Origin of the sequence: Actinoplanes sp. NPDC051411, assembly GCF_040682075.1 — a bacterium.
In the GTDB taxonomy this organism is placed as follows: domain Bacteria; phylum Actinomycetota; class Actinomycetes; order Mycobacteriales; family Micromonosporaceae; genus Actinoplanes.
The window spans coordinates 66,079-86,947 of record NZ_JBFBAD010000035.1; the positions used below are offsets into that span (position 1 = coordinate 66,079).

The 20,869-nt window shown below is 70.6% G+C and carries 17 protein-coding genes; 9 read left to right on the top strand and 8 right to left on the bottom strand.

Annotated elements, in window-relative coordinates; translation table 11 throughout:
• Positions 1–110: 110 nt before the first annotated feature.
• Both AB0M88_RS20915 and AB0M88_RS20920 read left to right on the top strand, forming a co-directional pair.
• The gene (locus AB0M88_RS20915) at positions 111–1,340 is read left to right on the top strand and encodes an NADP-dependent malic enzyme (RefSeq protein WP_364104401.1); all 1,230 of its coding nucleotides are present in this window, start codon (positions 111–113) and stop codon (positions 1,338–1,340) included.
• 106 nt (positions 1,341–1,446) lie between these two features.
• Entirely contained in the window at positions 1,447–2,397 is a 951-nt protein-coding gene (locus AB0M88_RS20920; protein ID WP_364104404.1) for a zinc-binding dehydrogenase, read from the top strand.
• 805 nt (positions 2,398–3,202) lie between these two features.
• Here AB0M88_RS20920 and AB0M88_RS20925 read toward each other — a convergent pair.
• Positions 3,203–4,090, bottom strand: a complete 888-nt coding sequence (locus tag AB0M88_RS20925; protein ID WP_364104407.1) for an alpha/beta hydrolase — start codon at positions 4,088–4,090, stop codon at positions 3,203–3,205.
• A 122-nt stretch (positions 4,091–4,212) separates the two neighbouring features.
• On the opposite strand from AB0M88_RS20925, the gene AB0M88_RS20930 reads away from it, so the two are divergent.
• Positions 4,213–4,377 (top strand): hypothetical protein, encoded by a 165-nt coding sequence (locus AB0M88_RS20930; RefSeq protein WP_364104410.1) that lies wholly within the window; start codon positions 4,213–4,215, stop codon positions 4,375–4,377.
• Here the strand turns inward: AB0M88_RS20930 and AB0M88_RS20935 are convergent.
• Positions 4,374–5,480, bottom strand: a complete 1,107-nt coding sequence (locus tag AB0M88_RS20935) for an acetate kinase (RefSeq protein WP_364104413.1) — start codon at positions 5,478–5,480, stop codon at positions 4,374–4,376. The genes AB0M88_RS20930 and AB0M88_RS20935 overlap by 4 nt on opposite strands.
• Positions 5,477–7,648 (bottom strand): phosphate acetyltransferase, encoded by a 2,172-nt coding sequence (gene pta / locus AB0M88_RS20940; protein WP_364104416.1) that lies wholly within the window; start codon positions 7,646–7,648, stop codon positions 5,477–5,479. The genes AB0M88_RS20935 and pta overlap by 4 nt, the downstream gene beginning before the upstream one ends.
• Positions 7,649–7,986: 338 nt before the next feature.
• Here pta and AB0M88_RS20945 point away from each other — a divergent pair, with 338 nt between their 5' ends.
• The gene (locus AB0M88_RS20945; RefSeq protein WP_364104419.1) at positions 7,987–8,391 is read left to right on the top strand and encodes a hypothetical protein; all 405 of its coding nucleotides are present in this window, start codon (positions 7,987–7,989) and stop codon (positions 8,389–8,391) included.
• A 37-nt stretch (positions 8,392–8,428) separates the two neighbouring features.
• On the opposite strand, the gene AB0M88_RS20950 is transcribed toward AB0M88_RS20945, so the two are convergent.
• The 5 genes from AB0M88_RS20950 to AB0M88_RS20970 form a co-directional block, all read right to left on the bottom strand.
• A complete protein-coding gene (locus AB0M88_RS20950; protein ID WP_364104422.1) occupies positions 8,429–9,157 on the bottom strand; it encodes an AAA family ATPase in 729 nt (242 codons plus the stop codon).
• Positions 9,147–9,326, bottom strand: a complete 180-nt coding sequence (locus tag AB0M88_RS20955; RefSeq protein ID WP_364104425.1) for a DUF6104 family protein — start codon at positions 9,324–9,326, stop codon at positions 9,147–9,149. Before AB0M88_RS20955 ends, AB0M88_RS20950 begins: the two co-directional genes overlap by 11 nt.
• A gap of 52 nt (positions 9,327–9,378) precedes the next feature.
• The gene (locus AB0M88_RS20960) at positions 9,379–13,110 is read right to left on the bottom strand and encodes a multifunctional oxoglutarate decarboxylase/oxoglutarate dehydrogenase thiamine pyrophosphate-binding subunit/dihydrolipoyllysine-residue succinyltransferase subunit (RefSeq protein ID WP_364104467.1); all 3,732 of its coding nucleotides are present in this window, start codon (positions 13,108–13,110) and stop codon (positions 9,379–9,381) included.
• Positions 13,111–13,247: 137 nt separating this feature from the next.
• Positions 13,248–14,054, bottom strand: coding sequence for an ABC transporter permease (locus AB0M88_RS20965; protein ID WP_364104428.1), 807 nt, complete (start codon positions 14,052–14,054; stop codon positions 13,248–13,250).
• Positions 14,051–14,968 (bottom strand): ABC transporter ATP-binding protein, encoded by a 918-nt coding sequence (locus AB0M88_RS20970; RefSeq protein WP_364104431.1) that lies wholly within the window; start codon positions 14,966–14,968, stop codon positions 14,051–14,053. Before AB0M88_RS20970 ends, AB0M88_RS20965 begins: the two co-directional genes overlap by 4 nt.
• A 269-nt stretch (positions 14,969–15,237) precedes the next feature.
• Here AB0M88_RS20970 and AB0M88_RS20975 point away from each other — a divergent pair, with 269 nt between their 5' ends.
• The 5 genes from AB0M88_RS20975 (at position 15,238) to AB0M88_RS20995 (ending at position 20,796) form a co-directional block, all read left to right on the top strand.
• Complete coding sequence (locus AB0M88_RS20975; RefSeq protein ID WP_364104434.1) at positions 15,238–15,999, top strand: GNAT family N-acyltransferase; 762 nt, start codon at positions 15,238–15,240, stop codon at positions 15,997–15,999.
• A 50-nt stretch (positions 16,000–16,049) separates the two neighbouring features.
• Entirely contained in the window at positions 16,050–16,757 is a 708-nt protein-coding gene (locus tag AB0M88_RS20980) for a lysophospholipid acyltransferase family protein (RefSeq protein ID WP_364104436.1), read from the top strand.
• Positions 16,758–16,847: 90 nt separating this feature from the next.
• A complete protein-coding gene (locus AB0M88_RS20985) occupies positions 16,848–17,561 on the top strand; it encodes a response regulator transcription factor (protein WP_364104439.1) in 714 nt (237 codons plus the stop codon).
• Between the two features lie 10 nt (positions 17,562–17,571).
• Complete coding sequence (locus AB0M88_RS20990) at positions 17,572–19,146, top strand: HAMP domain-containing sensor histidine kinase (protein ID WP_364104442.1); 1,575 nt, start codon at positions 17,572–17,574, stop codon at positions 19,144–19,146.
• 39 nt (positions 19,147–19,185) lie between these two features.
• Positions 19,186–20,796, top strand: a complete 1,611-nt coding sequence (locus tag AB0M88_RS20995; RefSeq protein ID WP_364104445.1) for a trypsin-like peptidase domain-containing protein — start codon at positions 19,186–19,188, stop codon at positions 20,794–20,796.
• Positions 20,797–20,869: the final 73 nt, after the last annotated feature.

Consider the following 20,869-nt stretch of genomic DNA (forward strand, 5'->3'; position numbering starts at 1 on the left):
ACTTCTTCGGGTGATCCCCGCATCGCACCGCCCGCTCGGCGCCTACTCGCGATCCGAACCGGGACGGGTGCCCCAGTCAACGCCGACGACCGATGCCCCGTGGAGTCACCATGTCTTTCTTCAGTTTCGAACTCGATCCCGCCCTGGCCGCCGACCCCGTCTTCGAGCTGCACAAACACGGCAAGATGGCGATCGCGCCGACGGTCCCGCTGGCCAGCCGCGACGACCTGTCCCTGGCGTACACCCCCGGCGTGGCCCGCGTCTGCGAGGCCATCGCCGAAGACCCCGCGCTCTACGCCGACTACACCTGGACCGCCAACACGGTCGCCGTGATCACCGACGGCTCGGCCGTGCTCGGCCTCGGCAACATCGGGCCCAAGGCCGCCATGCCGGTCATGGAAGGCAAGTCGATCCTGTTCAAGCAGTTCGGCGGGGTCGACTCCATCCCGATCTGCCTCGACACCCAGGACACCGAGGCCATCATCGCGACCGTCAAGGCGCTGGCCCCCTCGTTCGGCGGCATCAACCTCGAAGACATCAGCGCCCCCCGCTGCTTCGAGATCGAGCGCCGCCTCGACGCCGCCCTCGACATCCCGGTCTTCCACGACGACCAGCACGGCACCGCGGTGGTCACGCTGGCCGCGCTGCGCAACGCGGCCAAGCTGCTCGGCCGGCGGCTCGGCGACCTGCGGGTGGTCATCAGCGGGGCCGGCGCGGCCGGGGTGGCGATCACCCAGGCGCTGATCGCGGCCGGAGTCGAGGGCGCCAACGTCATCGTCTGCGACTCCCGCGGCATCATCCACGCCGAGCGCGGCGACCTCACCCCGATCAAGGCCGAGCTGGCGGCGGCGACCAACATCTCGGGGCGCACCGGCGGCATCGCCGAGGCCCTCATCGGCGCCGACGTGCTGATCGGCGTGTCCGGCGGGGCGATCGCCGAGAGCGCGGTGTCCCAGATGGCACCGGACGGCGTCATCTTCGCCCTGGCCAACCCGACCCCCGAGGTCCCGCCGGCGATCGCGCACAAATACGCGGCCATCGTCGCGACCGGCCGCAGCGACTTCCCCAACCAGATCAACAACGTGCTGGCCTTCCCCGGCATCTTCCGCGGGGCCCTCGACTGCGGCGCCAGCACGATCACCGAGGGCATGAAGGTGGCGGCGGCCGAGGCGATCGCCGGAGTGGTCGCCGACGACCTGCGCCCCACCGCGATCGTGCCGTCGCCCCTCGACCCGCGGGTGGCCCCGGCGGTCGCTTCCGCGGTCGTCGCGGCAGCCATCCGTGACGGAGTGGCCCGGCGGGCGCGCCCGGCCACATCTCCGGTTTCCGTCACTCTCTGAAAGACCCTCTGAGACGCCGCCGGCTCGCTGCCGGCGGCGTTTTCCGTACGCCGTGAGTTGTCCACAGTCACCTGCCGGCCGTCGGCGCGGCCACTAGGGTCGTCCTATGCGCGCCGCCTACGCCAGCAAGGCCGACCCCGACCACCCACTCCAGGCCCTCACCGTGGGCGAGTTCCCCGAGCCCACCCCGCCCGACGAGTGGGCGCTCGTCGACGTGCGGGCGGCCTCGCTCAATCAGCACGACCTCTGGTCCCTGCGCGGCGTCGGCCTGCGCCCCGACCGCCTGCCGATGATCCTCGGCTGCGACGCCGCCGGAGTCGACGACCAGGGCAACGAGGTCGTGATCTTCCCGGTCGTCGCCGACCCCGACGACCCGCGCGGCCTCTCCCTGCTCTCCGAACACTTCCCGGGCACACTGGCCGAACGGGTCGCCGTCCCACGCGAAAACCTGGTGCCCAAGCCCTCCGGCGTGTCATTCCTCGACGCGGCCTGCCTGCCGACGGCCTGGCTCACCGCCTTCCACATGCTGACCACCCGCGGCCGGGTCGACGAGGCGTCGGCGGTCCTCGTGCAGGGCGCGGGCGGCGGGGTGGCGACCGCGGCGGTCGCGCTCGCGGTCGCGATGGGCAAGCGGGTGTACGCGACCAGCCGCGACGCCACCAAGCGCGAACGCATAGCCGAGCTGGGGGCAACCGCGGTCGAGGCCGGCGCCCGCCTGCCCGAACGCGTCGACGTGGTCATCGAGTCGGTGGGCGCCCCGACCTTCGACCACTCGATGAAATGCAGCGCGCCGGGCGCCCGCATCGTGGTGTGCGGGGCAACCGGCGGCCACCTGGCCACGGTCGACCTCCGCCGCCTGTTCGCGATGCGCCTCGACGTGCTGGGCAGCACCATGGGCACCCGCGACGACCTGGTCGCACTGCTCGACCTCATGGTGGCCCGAGACGTGCGGCCGACGATCGACTCGACGTACGGCTTCACCGCGGTGGCCGACGCGTTCGCCAAGCTCGAGTCAGGCGATATCTTCGGCAAGGTCGCCATCGACTTCCTGCACTGACACGCCCAACCCCGCGCGGACGCTCACCGCCGCGCGGCGGTGCGGCCGGGCGGTGCGGCGGCATGAAGTGGGCGATGCGGCAACGCGGCGCCGTGCGGTGCGGCCTGGCTCGGCGACGCGGCCATAGCGCGGCTCGGCGTCACCCTGCGATCGGCTCGGCGGCGCAGTACGGTGCCATGTGGCCTGGCTCGGCGATGCGGGCACAGAGCGGCTCGGCGTCACGCTGCGATCGACCCCGCGACGCGGTGCGATGTGGGCTGGCTCGGCAGTGCGGCTCGGCTTGACTCTGCGGTGGCCTCGGCTTGACGCTGCAGCCGGCCTGGGCACGCGGCGGTGCGGTCTAGCTTGGCAGTGCGGTTCGAGTTGGCAAGGCTGTGAGGTTCGATTTGAATCTACGAGCGAACCGGCCCGGCGGAGACCGGCCCGGCTGAGCGGACTGCGCGAAGCGCGGCCCGGTCCGGCTCAGCCCGATTCGGTTTGGCTTGGCTCGGCTTGGTCCGGCTCCGCCCGGCTCAGCCCGGTTCGGTCTGGCTCGGCGTGTCTGGCTTGGGGCGGGCTCAGCCCGGTCCGGTCTGGCCCGGCGTGGCCCGGTTCGGCCCGCTCGGTTCGTCCGTGCCCGGCCCGGTGCGGCTCGATCTGGCCCGGTTCGACCTGGCTCAATGCGACTCGGCGCAGGCCGGCTTGGCGGTGTCGCGGTGTGGGCGGTCTGGCTCGGCCGGGCGGCGCGACGCGGTTTGGCGGGGTGGGAGGCTCGGTGTGGCGGCTTAAAGAGGCTCGGTGTGGCGGCTTAACGGACAGTGGTGGGTCAGCGGGCGGTGGTGCCGTGGGGGAGGCGGGCGCGGGCGGCCTGGTCGCCGTTGAGGGTCCAGCGGAGGAAGTCGATGACTGTTGACTCCATCAAGTTGTAGCCGATCTGGCCTGGCTGCAGGTAGGTGGTGTGCGAGTTGTGGCGCAGCAGCAGGTAGGCCTTGGGCCACGGCACCCGGTTGAAGGCCGCTCGGCTGCGGGCGGCCGGCACGATCGGGTCGGCTGTGCCCTGCAGGAAGAGCATGGTGGCCGGTGGGCCGGCGAAGGCGCCCGGCGCCAGCCAGCCAGCCATGACCACTCCGGCTTTGAGGCTCGGGTCGTGGCCGGCGGTGAAGAGGCCCATCGTGGTGTAGCCGCCGGCCGAGTGGCCGATCGCGGCGATCCGGGTGGTGTCGATGTGGCCGGCCAGTGGGTCGGCCGGCGTCGCGTCGAGGCGGCGGATCTGGGCGACGACGTAGCGTACGTCGTCCGGCTGGTGTGTGATGTCGGAGCGCCGGAAGTGGGGTGCGTACAGGCTGGTGTGCGGGAAGGTCGGGGCTACCACCACGAAGCCGGCGGCCGCCCAGCCGGTGAGTGCCGCCTGGTAGCGCTCCGGTGAGCCCTTGAGTCCGTGGCTGAAGACGACCAGCGGGAAACGGCCGGTGGCGGGTTGGTCGGCCGGTGTGCCGGTTCCGGCGAGCGTCCACGGTGCGGCCGGGTAGAGGACGAGCGTGGGCAATGGGCGTACGGAACCTCGGTGAAGACGCAGAATGCGCACGCCGACCGGAAAGGTCGTGGCCGGAGGGTTTTCCGTTGCCGCCGGCGGTGGCGGAGAAGCCGGGCCGGAGCAGCCGGCGAGGGCCAGGAGCATGGCCAGTGCCGCACCGATTCGCCGCCGGGTCACCATGATGCGACGCTACGGCCGAACACTCCCACGAAGGGGTGAATTCACCGGACCGGGGGTGTTTGCGCTGGTAGACGTGATCGCCGATGTGCTCTTGCGGGCATGTCTTCGCTATGGTCGTGGCCATGTCTGACAACCGCGTCGACCCGAGTGGCAACACCGAGGCGTTTCGTGCCTTCACCGAGATTCCCGCGCCGGAGGCTCCGGCCGCATCCAAGACCCCGCTGATCGTCGGCGGCATCGTGGTGGCCGTCGTCCTGATCGGCCTCATCCTTTTCCTGGTCAGCTAGCTGCTCCGCAGGGCCGCCCGGGACTGGTTGGCGATCTCCAGTTCCTCGTCCGTCGGCACCACGCAGACCGCGATCGGCATGCCGTCGGGCGAGATGACCCGCTCGGCCCGCTGGTTGCGTTCCGGGTCGACCACTATGCCCAGGCTCTCCAGCCCGGCCAGCGACGCTGCCCGGACGGCCGGGGAGTTCTCGCCCACGCCGGCGGTGAAGGTGATCGCGTCGACCCGGCCGAGCACCGCCAGGTAGGCGCCCACATATTCGCGGATCCGCCGGCAATAGACGTCGAAGGCGAGCTTTGCCGCCGGGTCGCCGCCCTGCCGCCGCTGAAGCACGGCCCGTAGATCGTTCTCGCCGGTCAGGCCGATCAGGCCGGCGTGGCGGGTCAGCGTGTCCTCGATCTCGTCGAGCGGCAGGCCGGCGACCCGGTGCAGGTGGAAGACCACGGTCGGGTCGATGTCGCCGCTGCGGGTGCCCATCACCAGGCCGCCCTGGGGCGACAGGCCCATCGAGGTGGCCACGCTGCGGCCGCCCTCGACCGCGCAGGCGCTCGCCCCGTTGCCCAGGTGCAGGGTGATCACGTTGGCGGTGCTCTTTCCGAGGAGCCGCGTGGTCTCGCGGGCGACGTACGCATGGGAGGTGCCGTGGAAGCCGTAGCGCCGGATCTGCCAGCGCTCGGCCAGCTTCCGGTCGATCGCCCAGGTGACGCCCTCGGGCGGGATCGTGGCGTGGAAGGCGGTGTCGAAGACCGCGACCTGCGGCACGTCGGGAAGCATCCGGCGGGCCACCGCGATTCCGCTCAGGGCGGGCGGGTTGTGCAGCGGGGCGAGCGGCGCCAGCGCCACGATGTCGGACACCACGTCGTCGTCGATGACCGCCGGCTCGCTGAACCGGGGGCCGCCGTGCACCACGCGGTGGCCGACCGCGGCCAGCCCGGTCAGGTCGATCGAGTCCATGATCTGCCGCAGTGCGGTCGAGTGGCTGGGGGCGTCGCCGCCCTCCTCGCCGATGCGCTCGATCAGGCCCTTGGCCTTGGTCTCGTCGCCGTCGAACAGCCGGTATTTGAGGGAGGAGGAGCCGCAGTTGATGACCAGCACCCGGCTCATTTCACGGCCGCCTGGATCGCGGTGATCGCCACTGTGTTCACGATGTCCTTCACCGTCGCGCCGCGGGACAGGTCGTTGACCGGCCGCCGCAGCCCCTGCATGACCGGGCCGACCGCGACCGCGCCGGCCGATCGCTGGACCGCCTTGTAGGTGTTGTTGCCGGTGTTGAGGTCGGGAAACACGAAGACGGTGGCCTTGCCGGCGACCGCGCTCTGCGGCAGCTTGGTCGCCGCGACCGCCGGGTCGATCGCCGCGTCGTACTGGATCGGGCCCTCGACCGGCAGGTCGGGCCGCCGCTCGCGGACCAGTGCGGTGGCCGCCGCGACCTTCTCGACGTCGGCTCCCGAGCCCGACCTGCCGGTCGAATAGGACAGCATGGCCACCCGCGGCTCGAGCCCGAAAGCAGCCGCGGTGCGGGCCGAGGAGAGCGCGATGTCGGCCAGCTGGGCCGCGTCGGGGTCGGGGTTGACCGCGCAGTCGCCGTAGACCAGCACCCGGTCGGCGAGCAGCATGAAGAAGACGCTGGAGGCCACCGACAGCCCCGGCACCGTCTTGATGATCTCGAAGGCGGGGCGGATCGTGGCCGCCGTCGTGTGGTCGGCGCCCGACACCATCCCGTCGGCCAGCCCGGCGGCGACCATCATGGTGCCGAAGTAGTTGACGTCGCGGACCACGTCGTACGCCAGGTCGAGCGTGACCCCGCGGTGCTTGCGCAACTCGGCGTAACGCTCGGCGAAATCGTCGCGCCACTCGCTGCGCTCCGGGTCGACCAGCCGGGCGCCGCCGATGTTGACCCCCAGCTCGCGGGCCCGCCGGCTGATCTCGGCCGGGTCGCCGAGCAGGGTCAGGTCGGCCACGCCCCGGCGCAGCAGCGTCTCGGTGGCCCGCAGGATGCGCTCCTCGGCGCCCTCCGGCAGCACCAGGTGGCGCCGGTCGGCCCGGGCCTTGTCGATCAGGTCGTTCTCGAACATCAGCGGCGTCACCCGGCTCGACCGGCTCACGTCGAGCAGCCGGGTCAGCTCGGCGGTGTCCACGCCGTCCTCGAACGCGCCGAGCGCCGCCTCGACCTTGCGCGGGGTGCCGACGCTCAGCCGGGCCTCGATGCGGCCCGCGGCGGCGATCGTGTGGTAGCTGTCGGACTCGACGACCAGCATGGCCAGCCCGGTGTTGAGCCGTTCGATCAGCTTCACCGCCCGCTCGTCGGGCCGCTCGCCCAGCGTCAGCACCAGCCCGGCCAGCGTGACCTGCCCCGCCGCGTGGGCCGCGCTGGCCGCGACCAGCAGGTCGGCCCGGTCGCCGGGGGTGATCAGCAGCGCCCCGTCGGTCAGGTGGTCGAGCACGGCCGGCACGTGCGCGGCGCCGACCACGTAGTCGAGCACGTCGCGGTCGGTGCCGTCCCCTCCGGTGATCACGGTGGCGTCGAGGGCCTTGGCCACCTCGGCGACGGTCGGCGCCGCCACGGCGGCGACCTCCGGAATCACCCAGAACGGGACCGGCAGATCGGTCGCCGGCCGGCTCCCGGCACTTCCCGGTACGTCGTCGGCCGTCTCCACCCGGCGGCGGGCGCTTTCCGGTACGCGGTTAGCGACCACCGCCAGCACAGTCGCGTTGAGGTCGACGAGCGAGTGGTAGGCGCTGCGGGCGGCGGCGGTCAGCGACTCGGCGGTGCGGCCCTCCCCGCTGACGACCGGGATCACCAGGCTGCCGAACTCGGTCGCCAGCCGTGCGTTGAACCCGAGCTCGCGCGGCATCTCGTCGTGCCCGTCGGCCGGCCCGGCGGCGAAGTCGCTGCCGATCACGACGACCGAGCCGCACTGCCGTTCGAGCTCGCGGTAGCGCTCGACGATCCGCCCGATCAGCTCCTCCCACCGCCCGTCGGCGACCAGGGCGGACGCCTCGGCGGCGGTCACGCCGTGGCCGCCGGTCACCGGGTAGCGCGCGGTCAGCAGGCTGAGCAGCGGGTCGCCGCCGGCGGTCGACGGGTCGTCGCCGCGGGCGATCAGCGGGTCGTCGCCGCGGGCGGTCGACGGGTCGTCGCCACGGGCGATCAGCGGGCGGAAGACGCCGATCCGGGCCACCTGGCGGGACAGCAGCTCGACGAGACCGAGCGCGACTGTCCCCTTGCCGACGCTCGGGCCGAGCCCGGCGACGTAGACGCTTCGTGCCACGCCCTCAACCTACCGACCCCGGATGAACGGCGCCCGCCCGTCGGCTTGATGACGTGTGCCAACTAGTCGCTTGTCAGTAGAAGTTCGCGACGGCTAGCTTTCTGGGCTCGGGGCGGACAGGTCGCCCGGAAACGAGGGAGGCGCCATGGAGTGTCGGCAGCTGGACGAAAAGCTCGTCGACATCGAGGTGAAGCTCGACCAGCTGGTCCGGCTCCTGGCCCCGGAGCCGCTCGGGTAACGGCGGTTGACCTATGTCTACTAGGCAAGGGACAATGGATCGTCCGAAGGCGGGAGTGGCCGGCTGGCTCCGGTTTTCGGTTCGAGGACATGGAGATTCTGTGAACAGGACGCTGGAGGAACGGCTCAAGTGGGTCGAACACAAGGCGAGACTTCACGAGGGTTTCGCCGAGGTGGTGGACCGAGACCTGAGCAAGCTCGTCGAGACCACCAAGGGCGTCCTGAGGACGCTTGAGACGCACACCAAGGCTCTGGAGCGGCACGATCAGATCCTGGAGTCGCACAGCCGGGCCCTCAACCGGATCGACCAGAAGGTCGCCGGTGTCGACGAGAAGGTCACGGTGCTCGACCAGAAGATCACCGCGATGGATGAAAAGTTCGAGCGGCGGTTTGTCGGGCTCGAAGTGAAGGTGACCGCGATGGACGAGAAGGTGGACCTGGTTTTGCGGGCGCTCACCGGCCGCGGCGAACCTGTGGTGCCCAGCGCCCGGGTCGCGATCGACTGAGGAAGCCGGGGGCAGGGGTCTGGCGGCTCCTGCCCCCTCAGGGTTTGAGGAGCGGGCCCAGATAGGTCGGGGGATCGGCCAGAAAGCGGCGCCAGTTGGCGACGATCGTGAGCTGCTCCCACGGGGCCTTACGGATGCCGAAGTCGCCCAGTTCGAGGATCGTCGCGCCGGGCAGGGCGGTCAGCATTGGGGAGTGGGTCGCTATGACCAGCTGGGCGCCGGCCGCGCGCAGGTCGGCCAGCCGGGCGACCAGGCTCAGGGTGGAGACGAAGGAGAGGGGTGCCTCCGGCTCGTCCATCAGGTAGAAGCCGGGGCCGCCCAACTTGCGGTCGAGCACCTCCAGGAAGCCTTCGCCGTGGCTGCGGTCGTGCAGGTCGCGGTCCGGGCTGCCGGGAAGGTCCTCGAGGTACGTGTAGAGGCCGTGCATGGTTTCGGCCCGCAGGAAGTAGGAGTGGCCGCGGCCGCCCACGCCCCGGGTCACCCGCAAGAGGTCACCCAGCGGCGACTCGGAGGGGCGCGTCGAGTATCGGGCGCCGCGCGAGCCGCCCTCCGGGTTGAGGCCGATCGCCGCGGCCAGGCCCTCGATCAGGGTGGACTTGCCGGAGCCGTTCTCGCCGACGAGGAAGGTCACGCCCGCGGGCAGGTTGAGGCCGTGGTCGAGCACCGCGCGTACGGCCGGAATGCGCGACCACCACGCCGAGCGGTCGAACGACGTCGCCGGGTCGAGATCGACCCGGCGGATGGGTCGATCCGGCCTATTCCTCATCGTCCTCGTCGGCGCGGGCCAGCCAGGTGGCGAGGCGCTCGATCGGGGTCTCGAACTCCGGGTTGAGGTCGACGAAGGTGCGGAGTTGCGAGCCCAGCCATTCCAGCGTCACGGTCTCCTCGCCGCGCCGGTCGACCAGTTCCTCGATGCCACGATCGGTGAAGTACACGAACCCTCCAGCATGGAAAAGGGGGCGCCGGAGCGCCCCCTTTCAAACAAAATTACGGACGGGGAAGGGACGCCTCGACCAGCGCGGCCTGCTCGGCCTCGTGCATCTTGGCCGAGCCGACCGCCGGGGCGGCGGCGGCCGGGCGGGAGATCCGCCGGAGGCGTACGCCCTCGAGGTGCTCGAGCAGGTTGAGCGCGACGAACGACCAGGCACCCTGGTTGGCCGGCTCCTCCTGCACCCAGGCGAAGTCTTCCGCGTTGGGGAACTGGGCCAGCACCGCCTTGAGCTCGGCCACCGGAAGCGGGTAGATCTGCTCCATCCGGATGATCGCCGTGTCGGTGAGGCCGCGCTCGGCCCGGGCCTGGAACAGGTCGTAGTAGACCTTGCCGGAGCAGAGCAGCACCCGCTTGACCGCCTTCGCGTCGAGCGGCGTGCCGTTGACGCCGGCGTCGCCCATCACCGGCTGGAACCGGCCCGAGGTGAAGTCGGCGACCGACGAGGTGGCCAGCTTGTGCCGGAGCAGCGACTTCGGCGAGAAGACGATCAGCGGCTTGCGCTTGGTCGACAGGGCCTGCCGGCGCAGCAGGTGGAAGTAGTTGGCCGGGGTGGTCGGGTTGGCGACCCGCATGTTGTCCTGGGCGCAGAGCTGCAGGAACCGCTCCGGCCGGCCGGACGAGTGGTCGGGGCCCTGACCTTCCTGGCCGTGCGGGAGCAGCAGCACCAGCGACGACTGCTGGCCCCACTTCACCTCACCGGCCGAGATGAACTCGTCGACGATCGACTGGGCGCCGTTGGCGAAGTCGCCGAACTGGGCCTCCCAGAGCACGAGCGCGTCGGGGTTCTCCACCGAGTAGCCGTACTCGAAGCCCATCGCCGCGTATTCGCTCAGGAGCGAGTCGTGGACGAAGAACCGGGCGTTGCCGGTGGCGAGCGTGCTCAGCGGCAGGAAGTCCTTGCCGGTCTTGCTGTCGACCACCGAGGCGTGCCGGGAGACGAACGTGCCGCGGCGGGAGTCCTGACCGGCGAGCCGGACGGTGACGCCCTGGTTGAGCAGCGAGCCGAAGGCGACCAGTTCGCCGAAGCCCCAGTCGATGCCGCCGTCGGCCGACATCTTGGCCCGCCGTTCGAGCAGCTGCTGGACCCGCTTGTGCGGGGTGAAGCCCTCGGGCAGCTCGACGTGGGCCTGGCCGACCGCGCGCACCACCGAGGCGTCGACGGCCGTGTCGACCTGGGGGTCGGGCTCCTCGATGATGGTGATCCGGCGGGGGGCGGTGCCGGCCGTGTCGCGGGTTGCCTTGAAGACGTGCTCGAGCTGGGACTGGTAGTCGCGCAGCTGCTCCTGGGCGTCGTCCACGGTGATGTCGCCGCGGCCGATCAGCTCTTCGGTGTAGAGCTTGCGGACCGAGCGCTTGGTGTCGATGATCTCGTACATCCGGGGGTTGGTCATCGACGGGTCGTCGCCCTCGTTGTGCCCGCGGCGGCGGTAGCAGACCATGTCGATCACGACGTCCTTGTTGAACGCCTGCCGGTATTCGAACGCCAGCTTGGCCACCCGGACCACGGCCTCGGGGTCGTCGCCGTTCACGTGGAAGATCGGCGCCTGGATCATCCGGGCCACGTCGGTCGAGTACATCGAGGAGCGGCTGTATTCCGGCGCCGTGGTGAAACCGACCTGGTTGTTGACGATCACGTGCACCGTGCCGCCGGTGCGGTAACCGCGCAGCTGGGAGAGGTTGAGCGTCTCGGCGACCACACCCTGACCGGCGAACGCGGCGTCGCCGTGCACCAGCACCGGCAGCACCGTGTATCCGTGCAGGCCCAGGTCGAGGCGGTCCTGTTTGGCCCGCACGATGCCCTCGAGCACCGGGTCGACCGCCTCCAGGTGGGACGGGTTGGCGACCACGCTGACCGTCGTCGAGTTCTCACCGTCCGGCGTCGTGTATTTCCCGGTCTGGCCGAGGTGGTATTTGACATCGCCGGAGCCGTGGGCCGACTTCGGGTCCATCTGACCCTCGAACTCGTTGAAGATCTTCTCGTACGGCTTGCCGACGATGTTGGCCAGCACGTTGAGCCGGCCGCGGTGGGCCATGCCGATGACCATCTCGTCGAGCCCGGCCTCGGCCGACGCCTTCAGCACCTCGTCGAGCAGCGGGATCAGCGACTCGGCGCCTTCGAGCGAGAACCGCTTCTGGCCGACGAACTTGGTCTGCAGGAAGGTTTCGAACGCCTCGGCCGCATTCAGCCGGTTGAGGACGTGCTTCTGCTCCTCGGAGTCCGGCTTGGCGTACTTGATCTCGATGCGGTCCTGGATCCACCGGCGTTCCTCGGGACCCTGGATGTGCATGTATTCGATGCCGACCCGGCGGCAGTACGTGTCGCGCAGAACGCCCAGCACATCGCGCAGCTTCATGCGCTGCTTGCCGGCGAAACCGCCGACCGGGAAGGTGCGGTCGAGGTCCCAGAGGGTCAGGCCGTGCTGGAGCACGTCGAGGTCGGGGTGCCGGCGGATCTCGAATTCCAGGGGGTCGGTGTCGGCCATCAGATGGCCACGCACGCGGTACGCGTGGATGAGCTCGACGACCCGCGCGGCCTTGTCGATCTGGCCCTCGGAGGTCCGCGCCACGTCCCGCACCCAGCGGACCGGCTCGTACGGAATGCGCAGCGCGGTGAAGATGTCGTCGTAGAACCCGTGGTCGCCGAGCAGGAACTCGTGCATCGCCTTGAGGAACTCGCCGGACTGCGCGCCCTGGATGACCCGGTGGTCGTACGTGCTGGTCAGCGTGGTGACCTTGGAGACGGCGTGGTCGGTGAGCGTCTCGTCGCTCATGCCGGAATAGGGCGCCGGGTATTCCATCGCGCCGACCCCGATGATCGCGGACTGCCCGGTCATCAGGCGGGGGATCGAGTGGACCGTGCCGATGCCGCCCGGGTTGGTCAGCGAGATCGTGGTGCCGGAGTAGTCGTCCATGGTCAGCTCGTTGCGGCGGGCGCGGCGCACCACGTCTTCGTAGGCCTGCCAGAACTGCCGGAAGTCCATCTTCTCGCAGTTTTTGATCGACGGGACGACCAGGCTGCGGGAGCCGTCCTTCTTGGCCAGGTCGATCGCGATGCCGAGGTTGATGTGCTCGGGCTGCACGAGGGCCGGCTTGCCGTCGACCTCGGCGAACGAGTTGTTCATCTCGGGGTGGGCGCGGACCGCGCGGACCATGGCCCAGCCGATGAGGTGGGTGAAGCTGACCTTCCCGCCGCGCCCGCGGGCGAGGTGGTTGTTGATGACGATGCGGTTGTCGACCATCAGCTTGGCCGGGACCGCGCGCACCGAGGTGGCGGTGGGCACCTCCAGCGAGGCGTCCATGTTTTGCACGATCTTGGCCGCGACGCCGCGCAGCGTGGTGACCTTTTTGCCCTCGGTGGAGGGCGCGGCGCCGTTGGCCGACGGCTTGGTGGCGGAGGCGGCCGGCTTCTCGGCCGGGGCGGGCTTGGCGGCAGCAGGCTTCGGCGGCGCGGCCGGCACGGTCGGCTTGACCGGGGCGACGGTCGACGCGGCGGGCGCGTCGGTGCCGGCGCGGGCCGCGCTGGCCTTCGCGTTGGCGGCGGTGGCCTCGTCCGGAGTTACGATCGAACCCGTGGCCATCGCCGGCTTGTAGTCGGCGAAGAAATCGTGCCAGGCCGGGTCGACGCTTGTGGGGTCGGCCAGGTATCGCTGGTACATCTCGTCGACGATCCACTCGTTGGGACCGAAGTCCGCGAGTGGGTTCTCATGCGAAGTCTGCTGGGTCGACACTTTCGTGTTCGCCTCTTTCACCATTTTTGTCAGCACGCGACGGTTTTCGTCGCATGGGACGGGAAGGATTCGGAGACAAGGCTACGCCGTGCGCACGCGCGAATCGTGCGCACGTCGGGTGTGAAACGGACCCCGGGTCAGCTGATGTCGCGGGATTTCGTGATCATGGTACCGACCACTCCGCCGACCACCGCGTAGGCGATCAGGACGGCCGCGCCGACCCAGCGCGGAGGGTTACCGGGCAGTTCGGTTCCGGAAACCATCAGCTGTGACGCGGTCGTCGGGACGATCACCTGGAGCTTCTCGAACCACTTGGCCACGTTGTTGCTGAGCAGGATGAAGACGATCCCGACGGCCTGGGTGCCGACCACGTACGTGATCGCGAGCACCAGCGTGGCCGCGATCTGGCTGCGGATGAGCACTCCGGCGCCGACGCCGAGCACGGCCCACAGCAGGTAGGCCAGCGCGTTGAGCCCGACCGCCCGCCACACCGCCGGCTCGCCGAGCTGGGCACCGAGGCCGAGGTCCCTCAGGATCAGCGGGGCGAAGATCAGGTTGAGCACGGTGGTGAACGCCCACACGGCGAGCCCGACGATGACCGAGGCGCCGAACTTGGCCAGGACCACCGACTCGCGGCGCGGGGTGACCAGGAACGTGGTGGTCGCCGTGAGGTGGAAGAACTCGCTGGTCACCACGATCGCCGAGAGCAGTAGGACGATCAGGATGCCGAAGTACTGACCACTGGTGTAGAGGTTGGTCGCGACGTTGACCGGCTCGAGCGAGACCCGGACCTGCTCGTTGTCGCCGGCCGCGGCGCCGCCGACGTTGGCGGCCAGCCAGTTCAGCAGGATGCTCGCCGCGTAGAGCGGGACCAGGATGATCGCCATGATCCACCACAGCGAGGTGGTTCGGATCTTGAACAGCTCGGCTTGGACCAGCCTCATCGGATGCCCGCCTTTCCGGCCGTCAGCTGCAGGAAGACCTGTTCCAGATCGCCGCGCTCGCCGGCCAGCTCGTGCAGCTCGACCGACGCGGTGAAGGCGGCGTGCCCGACCGCGGCCGCGTCGGCCCCGGTGACCAGCAGCGAGCCGTCGGGCTGCCGGACGACCGCGGCACCGAGCGAGCCCAGCGCGGCGGTCAGCTGGTCGGGCTGCGGGGTGCGGACCCGCACCTGGGCCGCGCCCATCGAGCCCAGGACGTCATCGACCGGCCCCTGCTGGACCAGCTTGCCGGCCGCCACGATCACCACGTCGTCGGCCAGCTGCTGCATCTCGCCGAGCAGATGGCTGGAGACCAGGACCGTACGGCCCTCGCCGGCCAGCGCCTTGAGCAGGTCGCGCATCCAGCGGATGCCCTCGGGGTCGAGGCCGTTGGCCGGCTCGTCGAGGATCAGCACGTTCGGGTCGCCGAGCATGGCCGCGGCGATGCCCAGCCGCTGCTTCATGCCCAGCGAATAGCCCTTGAACCGCCGGTTGGCCGCCGGGGTGAGGCCGACCAGGGCCAGCATCTCGTCGGCCCGGCTGTCGGGCAGGCCGGCCGCGCGGCAGATCATGCGCAGGTGGTTGCGCGCGGTGCGGCCGCGGTGGGCGCTCGACGCCTCGAGCACGGCGCCCACCCGGCGGATCGGATCGGCCAGCTCGGAGTAGCGGTTGGCGCCGAAGGTCGCCGACCCGGCGGTCGGCGTGACCAGGCCGAGAAGCATGCGCAGGGTGGTCGTCTTGCCGGCGCCGTTGGGGCCGAGGAAGCCGGTCACCCGGCCGGCGCGGACCCGGAACGACAGGTCGTCGACCGCGCGGAGCTTCTTGTACTGCTTGGTCAGGTGATCCACGACGATCTCGTCGGTGTAGGGCCGGTCCATCGGCGGGGCTCCCTTCCCAGGCGGGATTCGCCGGAGGAGTTCTCGGGCGGGTTTCTCGGTCGGGGCTTCTCGGGCGGGGTTTCTCGGGCGGAGGCGATCAACGTACTAGCCGCCGGCCGTCCCGGCCGCGCCGGAGCCCCCTGTTAACAATCGCCACGAATGTATAGACGGGCGTCCAGACGGCCTGCGCACAAGCCGTTCATCCATCGGCCATATAGACCCACCTGAGCTGACATTCCATCGGAAGTTGTCGCCCTTACACAGGTCACATGGCCGTTCTCATGACCGCCGCCGCCCCCACCGGCACCAGCGGCTACACCCTGCTCATCGCCGACGAGGCCCGTCAGGTCGAAGCCGCACAACGGCTGCGGCACGACGTTTTCGCCGGCGAACTCGGCGCTCGCCTGACCGGCGCGGCCGACGGGCGTGACGTGGACGAGTTCGACGACTTCTGCGACCACCTGATCGTGCGCGACGATGCGAGCGGCGCGGTGGTCGGCACCTACCGGATGCTCTCGCCGAAAGCCGCCCAGCGGGCCGGGCGCCGCTACGGCGACAGCGAGTTCGACCTGAGCAGCCTGAGCCCACTGCGCGACCAGCTGGTCGAGGCCGGGCGCTCCTGCGTGCACCCGGACCACCGCTCGGGTGCCGTGGTCAACCTGATGTGGGCCGGGATCGCCCGCTACCTGCACCTCAACAACGTCCGCTGGCTCGGCGGCTGCGCCTCGGTGCCGCTGGCCGACGGCGGCGCGACCGCGGCCGGCGTCTGGGCCCGCGTGCAGAACAAGCACATGTCCCCGCCCGCGCTCCGGGTGAAGCCGCGCAACCCGTGGCTGGAGCGCACCGAGCTGGTCGGTGACCCCAAGATCCAGCCGCCCGCGCTGCTCAAGGGCTACCTGCGACTCGGCAGCTGGATCTGCGGCGAACCCGCGTACGACCAGGACTTCAACTGCGTCGACTTCTACGTGCTGTTCTCGATGGACCGGCTCGACCCCCGCTACCGCCGCCACTTCCTGGGAGCGACGCGATGATGTGGCAACCAGTCTCCGGATGCGGACCGCACTGCCGCGACGGTGCCGACGTGCCCGCGGCGCCGGGGCTCGCCGTGCTGCGGTTGTCGGCTCTGGCCGGCGTACTCCTCGGGGGTTTTGTTCTGGTGCCGCTGCTGCGCGGCGCCGCGCTGCAGACCCTGGCCCGCACCATGCTCGCGGCGATGGGTGTGCGGGTCGAGCGTCGCGGCCCCACCCCGCGGCCCGGCAGCCTGCTCGTCGCCAACCACGTCTCCTGGCTCGACATCCTGGTGCTGCTGGCGACCTCGCCGGTGCGGCTGGTGGCCAAGGGCGAGGTCGGCGGCTGGCCCGGCATCGGCAAGCTGGCCGGCCTGTCCGGCGCGATCTTCCTCAACCGGGCCCGGCCCAAGGAGTTGCCGCGCACGGTCGGTGAGGTCGCCGCCTCGCTGAGGGCCGGCCGGTCGGTCGCGGTCTTCCCCGAGGGCACGACCTTCTGCGGGGTCAGCCAGGGCCGGTTCCGCCCGGCGATGTTCCAGGCCGCGATCGACGCGGGCGCTCCCGTGGTTCCCGCGTCGATCAACTACGACTCGACCGCGGCGGCCTTCATCGGTGACGACACCCTCTGGGATTCCGTACGCCGAGTGGCCGCGCTACGGTCGCTGACGGTCACGCTGGTGACCGCGCCCGCCCTCCGCCCGGCCCCGGGCGCCGACCGCCGGGGCCTCGCCCGGGCGTCGCAGACCTCGCTCGGCGTCGCCGGATACCGCCTGGCCGCCTGAGCCTTTGCTGAGTCGCCGCCTGATAGTTCTCACAGAAAACTTTCAGGCGGCGTGCAGCGGACCTGCAGTGCGCTGATAAAGAATGGCGCCATGGCCGCCCAGACCCAGTCCAAACCGAGCGAGGCGAAGCTGCTCGTCGTCGAGGACGATGCCAACATCCTCGAGCTGCTCTCCGCCAGCCTGCGTTTCGCCGGCTTCGACGTCAGCACCGCGACCAGCGGCAGCGCGGCGGTCAGCGCCGCGAAGAACGCCTCGCCCGACCTCGTCGTGCTCGACGTCATGCTTCCCGACCTCGACGGTTTCGAGGTCATCCGGCTGATGCGCGAGGGCGGCCAGCGCACTCCCGTGGTCTTCCTGACCGCCCGCGACGGCACCGACGACAAGATCCGCGGCCTGACCCTGGGCGGCGACGACTACGTCACCAAGCCGTTCAGCCTCGAGGAGCTCACCGCCCGCATCCGGGCCGTGCTCCGGCGCACCACCCAGGGCGACGAGGAGCCGTCCCGGCTGGTCTTCGCCGACCTCGAGCTCGACGAGGAGACGCACGAGGTCTACCGGGCCGGCAACCGGGTGCAGCTCTCGCCGACCGAGTTCAAGCTCCTGCGCTACCTGATGCTCAACGCCAATCGGGTGCTGTCCAAGGCGCAGATACTGGATCACGTCTGGAAATACGACTTCCGCGGCGACGACAACATCGTCGAGTCCTACATCTCCTACCTGCGCCGCAAGGTCGACAACGTTCAGCCCCGCCTGATCCACACCCTGCGCGGTGTGGGTTACGTGCTACGCAAGCCCGCAGTGTGAGCGGCGTTCGGTGACCGTCACCGAGCGGATCCGGCATGTCGTCGCGAATCAGCAACCCAAGCTGCGCCGGGTGCCGTTGCGCACCAAGCTCGTCGCGGCGGTGCTGGCCCTGGTCTTCGCCGCGCTGTCGCTGATCAGCGCGGCGAGCACCTACGCGCTGCACAGCTTCCTGATCGGCCGGATGGACAACCAGCTGCACGCCTATGCGCAGCAGGCCGCCGGCTGGACCGGCAGCCAGCTCCAGTTCTCGGTGCTGGCGACCGTCCTGCCGCCGGATTACCTCGTGTCCGTGCGCTCGGTCAGCGGGGTCGGCTGGACCGCCTTCAGCGCGATGTTCACCGATCAGGACCTGCCCCAGCTCGACAAGGGCGTCGACGAGATCAACGAGCACCTCGACACGCCCTACACGGTCCGGTCGCAGGACGGCAAATACATGTGGCGCGTCCTCGTCGAGCGCCTGAGCAACGGCTCGATTCTGCGCGTCGGCCAGCGGATGACCGGCGTCGAGGACGCCACAACCCGGTTGGTCTGGGTCGACGTGCTGGTCGGGGCCGGTGTGCTGATCGCACTGGCGTCGCTCGGCGCCGCGGTCGTGCGGCAGAGCCTGGTCCCGCTGCTGGCGATCGAGCGCACCGCGGCCCGGATCGCGGCCGGTGACCTCAGTCAGCGGGTCCTCGACCCGGAAAACGATCCGACCGGGCCGCCGATGACCGAGCTCGGCCGGCTCTCCCGCGCGCTCAACGCGATGCTCGTACAGATCGAGGCTGCCTTCATCGCCCGGGCGCAGTCGGAGGCGGCGGCCATGGAGGCGGCCGAGGCGGCACGACTCTCGGAGAGCCGGGCCGTCCAGTCCGAGGCCAAGATGCGGCAGTTCGTGGCCGATGCCTCGCACGAGTTGCGCACGCCGCTGACCACCATCCGCGGCTTCGCCGAGCTCTATCGCCAGGGTGCGGTGCAGAACCCCGACGACGTGGCCAAGCTGGTGCGCCGGATCGAGGACGAGGCGGCCCGGATGGGCCTGCTGGTGGAAGACCTCCTGCTGCTGGCCCGGCTCGACCGCGAGCGGCCGCTCAACCTGGCGCCGGTCGAGCTGCCGGTGCTGGCGATCGACGCGGTGCAGGCGGCCGAGGCGACGGCGCCCGACCGCACGATCAGGCTGGAGATCGCCGACGAGCCGGAGCGCCTGGTGGCGTACGGCGATGACGGCCGCCTCCGGCAGGTGATCAGTAATCTGATGACGAACGCCCTGGTGCACACGCCGCCCGAGGCGTCGGTCACCCTCCGCCTGTACGCCGAACCGGGCGACCGCGCGGTGGTGGAGATCAGCGACACCGGCCCAGGCCTGACCGACGTTCAGCGGGCGCGCGTCTTCGAACGGTTCTATCGAGCCGACGAGGCCCGCACCCGGCACACCGAGCGGGAGGCCACCGGCACCGGCCTCGGGCTGGCCATCGTGGCGGCCATCGTGGCGGCCCACGAGGGCAGCGTGGAGGTTCTGAGCGAGCCCGGCCACGGTGCCACCTTCCGGGTCAGTTTGCCCACGCTAAATCCCGATAAAGGCTTCACAGAAAACGTCCAGGGGTAACACAGGCCGATTCGAGAACGACGGGGCAAGGTGGGTGACATGAACGAGAACGAGACCGACCCGCGACCCGCGGACGCCGCCCCGGAAAGCAGCACCCCGGAGAGCACCGGCCCGGAGCAGGGCAGCAGCCCGGAGCGGGCAGAGTCGGAGCAGCCGACCGCCTCCCAGCCCGGCGCCCCTCTTTCGGTCGGAAGCTGGGACCAGCAACAAGGTCAGCAGCCTCAGCCGCCCCAGTCGCCCCCGTCGTCCCAACCGCCTCAGTCGCCTCAGCCGCCTCAGTCGCCGTGGCAGCAGCCGCCGGCCGCCGGGCAGCACCCGACGGTGCCGATGCCCTACGGGCAGCACCCCGGCTACGGCGCCTACCAGCAGCCGCAATACGGCCAGCACCCCGGCTACCAGCAGCAATATGGGCCGCAGGCGGCTTATGCGGCCTGGTCGCAGCAGCAGGCCGCCTCCGCGGGCCAGCAACCCGGCAGCCAGCAACCGGGCGTTGAGGGCACCGCGGCGACCTGGGCCCATCCGGTCGGCACCGACACGCAGACGCCGCAGGCGCCGGGCCGGCCGCGCCGGATCTTCGTGGCCGGCGCCGCGGCCGTGCTGATCGCTCTCGCCGCGGGTGGGGTCGGCGCCGCCACGGCACTGGCCTTCGACAAGAACGGCGACTCGCCGGCGATCCAGACCAGCAACTCGTCGGTGAGCCGGGTCGTCGACCGCTCCTCGCTCGCCCAGATCGCCACCTCGGTGCAGGACAGCGTCGTCTCGATCACCACCGAGTCGGGCGAGGGCTCCGGCGTGATCCTCTCGGCCGACGGCTACATCGTCACCAACAACCACGTGGTGGCGACCGCCCAGGGCAAGACGGTCACCGTCATCTTCTCCGACGGCAAGAAGGTCACGGCCGACATCGTCGGCACCGACCAGCGCGACGACCTGGCCGTGGTCAAGGCGTCCGGCGTCAGCGGCCTGCACGCGGCCACCTTCGGCAGCAGCGCCAAGATGGAGGTCGGCGACACCGTCCTGGCCATCGGCAGCCCGCTCGGCCTGGAGGGCTCGGTCACCGCCGGCATCATCAGCGCCAAGGACCGCACCATCCAGTCCAGCAGCGAGGACCAGCAACAGCCGCAGGGCGACCCGTTCGGCGGCGGCCAGCAGCAACAGCAGCAGCAGGGCAGCAGCAACACGATGTCCGGTCTGCTGCAGACCGACGCCCCGATCAACCCGGGCAACTCCGGTGGCGCGCTGGTCAACACCAACGGCGAGGTCATCGGCATCAACTCGGCGATCGCCACCCAGGGCCAGGGCAGCGGCAACATCGGGCTCGGCTTCGCCATCCCGAGCGACAAGGCCTCCTCGATCGCCAAGGACCTGATGGCCGGCAAACAGCCCGCCCACCCGGCCCTCGGGGTCAGCGTGGCCGACGCGGAGAACGGCGGGGCGCTGGTCAGCACCGTCACCGCGGGCAGCGCCGCCGCCAAGGCCGGCCTGCAGCAGGGCGACGTGATCACCGCGGTCGACGGCAAGGCGATCAACGGGTCGGACGACCTGGTCGCGGCCATCCAGAGCGGCTCGGTCGGGCAGAAGATCTCGATCGACTTCACTCGCAACGGCGCCAAGAAGACGGTGAGCGTGACCCTCGCCGAGGCGCAGTAGTAGAAGCTTCTCCTCCCCGGTGCGGGGGGGGGGGGGGGGGAGTGGGGGGGTGGAGAGCCGCCCCCCGCCCGGG

Excerpts from the sequence above, each read along its gene's own strand:
- AB0M88_RS20915 (WP_364104401.1), top strand. The coding sequence starts at position 111 with ATGTCTTTCTTCAGTTTCGAACTCGATCCCGCCCTGGCCGCCGACCCC.
- AB0M88_RS20920 (WP_364104404.1), top strand. The coding sequence starts at position 1,447 with ATGCGCGCCGCCTACGCCAGCAAGGCCGACCCCGACCACCCACTCCAG.
- AB0M88_RS20925 (WP_364104407.1), bottom strand. The coding sequence starts at position 4,090 with ATGGTGACCCGGCGGCGAATCGGTGCGGCACTGGCCATGCTCCTGGCC.
- AB0M88_RS20930 (WP_364104410.1), top strand. The coding sequence starts at position 4,213 with ATGTCTGACAACCGCGTCGACCCGAGTGGCAACACCGAGGCGTTTCGT.
- AB0M88_RS20935 (WP_364104413.1), bottom strand. The coding sequence starts at position 5,480 with ATGAGCCGGGTGCTGGTCATCAACTGCGGCTCCTCCTCCCTCAAATAC.
- AB0M88_RS20950 (WP_364104422.1), bottom strand. The coding sequence starts at position 9,157 with ATGAGGAATAGGCCGGATCGACCCATCCGCCGGGTCGATCTCGACCCG.
- AB0M88_RS20965 (WP_364104428.1), bottom strand. The coding sequence starts at position 14,054 with ATGAGGCTGGTCCAAGCCGAGCTGTTCAAGATCCGAACCACCTCGCTG.
- AB0M88_RS20970 (WP_364104431.1), bottom strand. The coding sequence starts at position 14,968 with ATGGACCGGCCCTACACCGACGAGATCGTCGTGGATCACCTGACCAAG.
- AB0M88_RS20975 (WP_364104434.1), top strand. The coding sequence starts at position 15,238 with ATGGCCGTTCTCATGACCGCCGCCGCCCCCACCGGCACCAGCGGCTAC.
- AB0M88_RS20985 (WP_364104439.1), top strand. The coding sequence starts at position 16,848 with ATGGCCGCCCAGACCCAGTCCAAACCGAGCGAGGCGAAGCTGCTCGTC.
- AB0M88_RS20995 (WP_364104445.1), top strand. The coding sequence starts at position 19,186 with ATGAACGAGAACGAGACCGACCCGCGACCCGCGGACGCCGCCCCGGAA.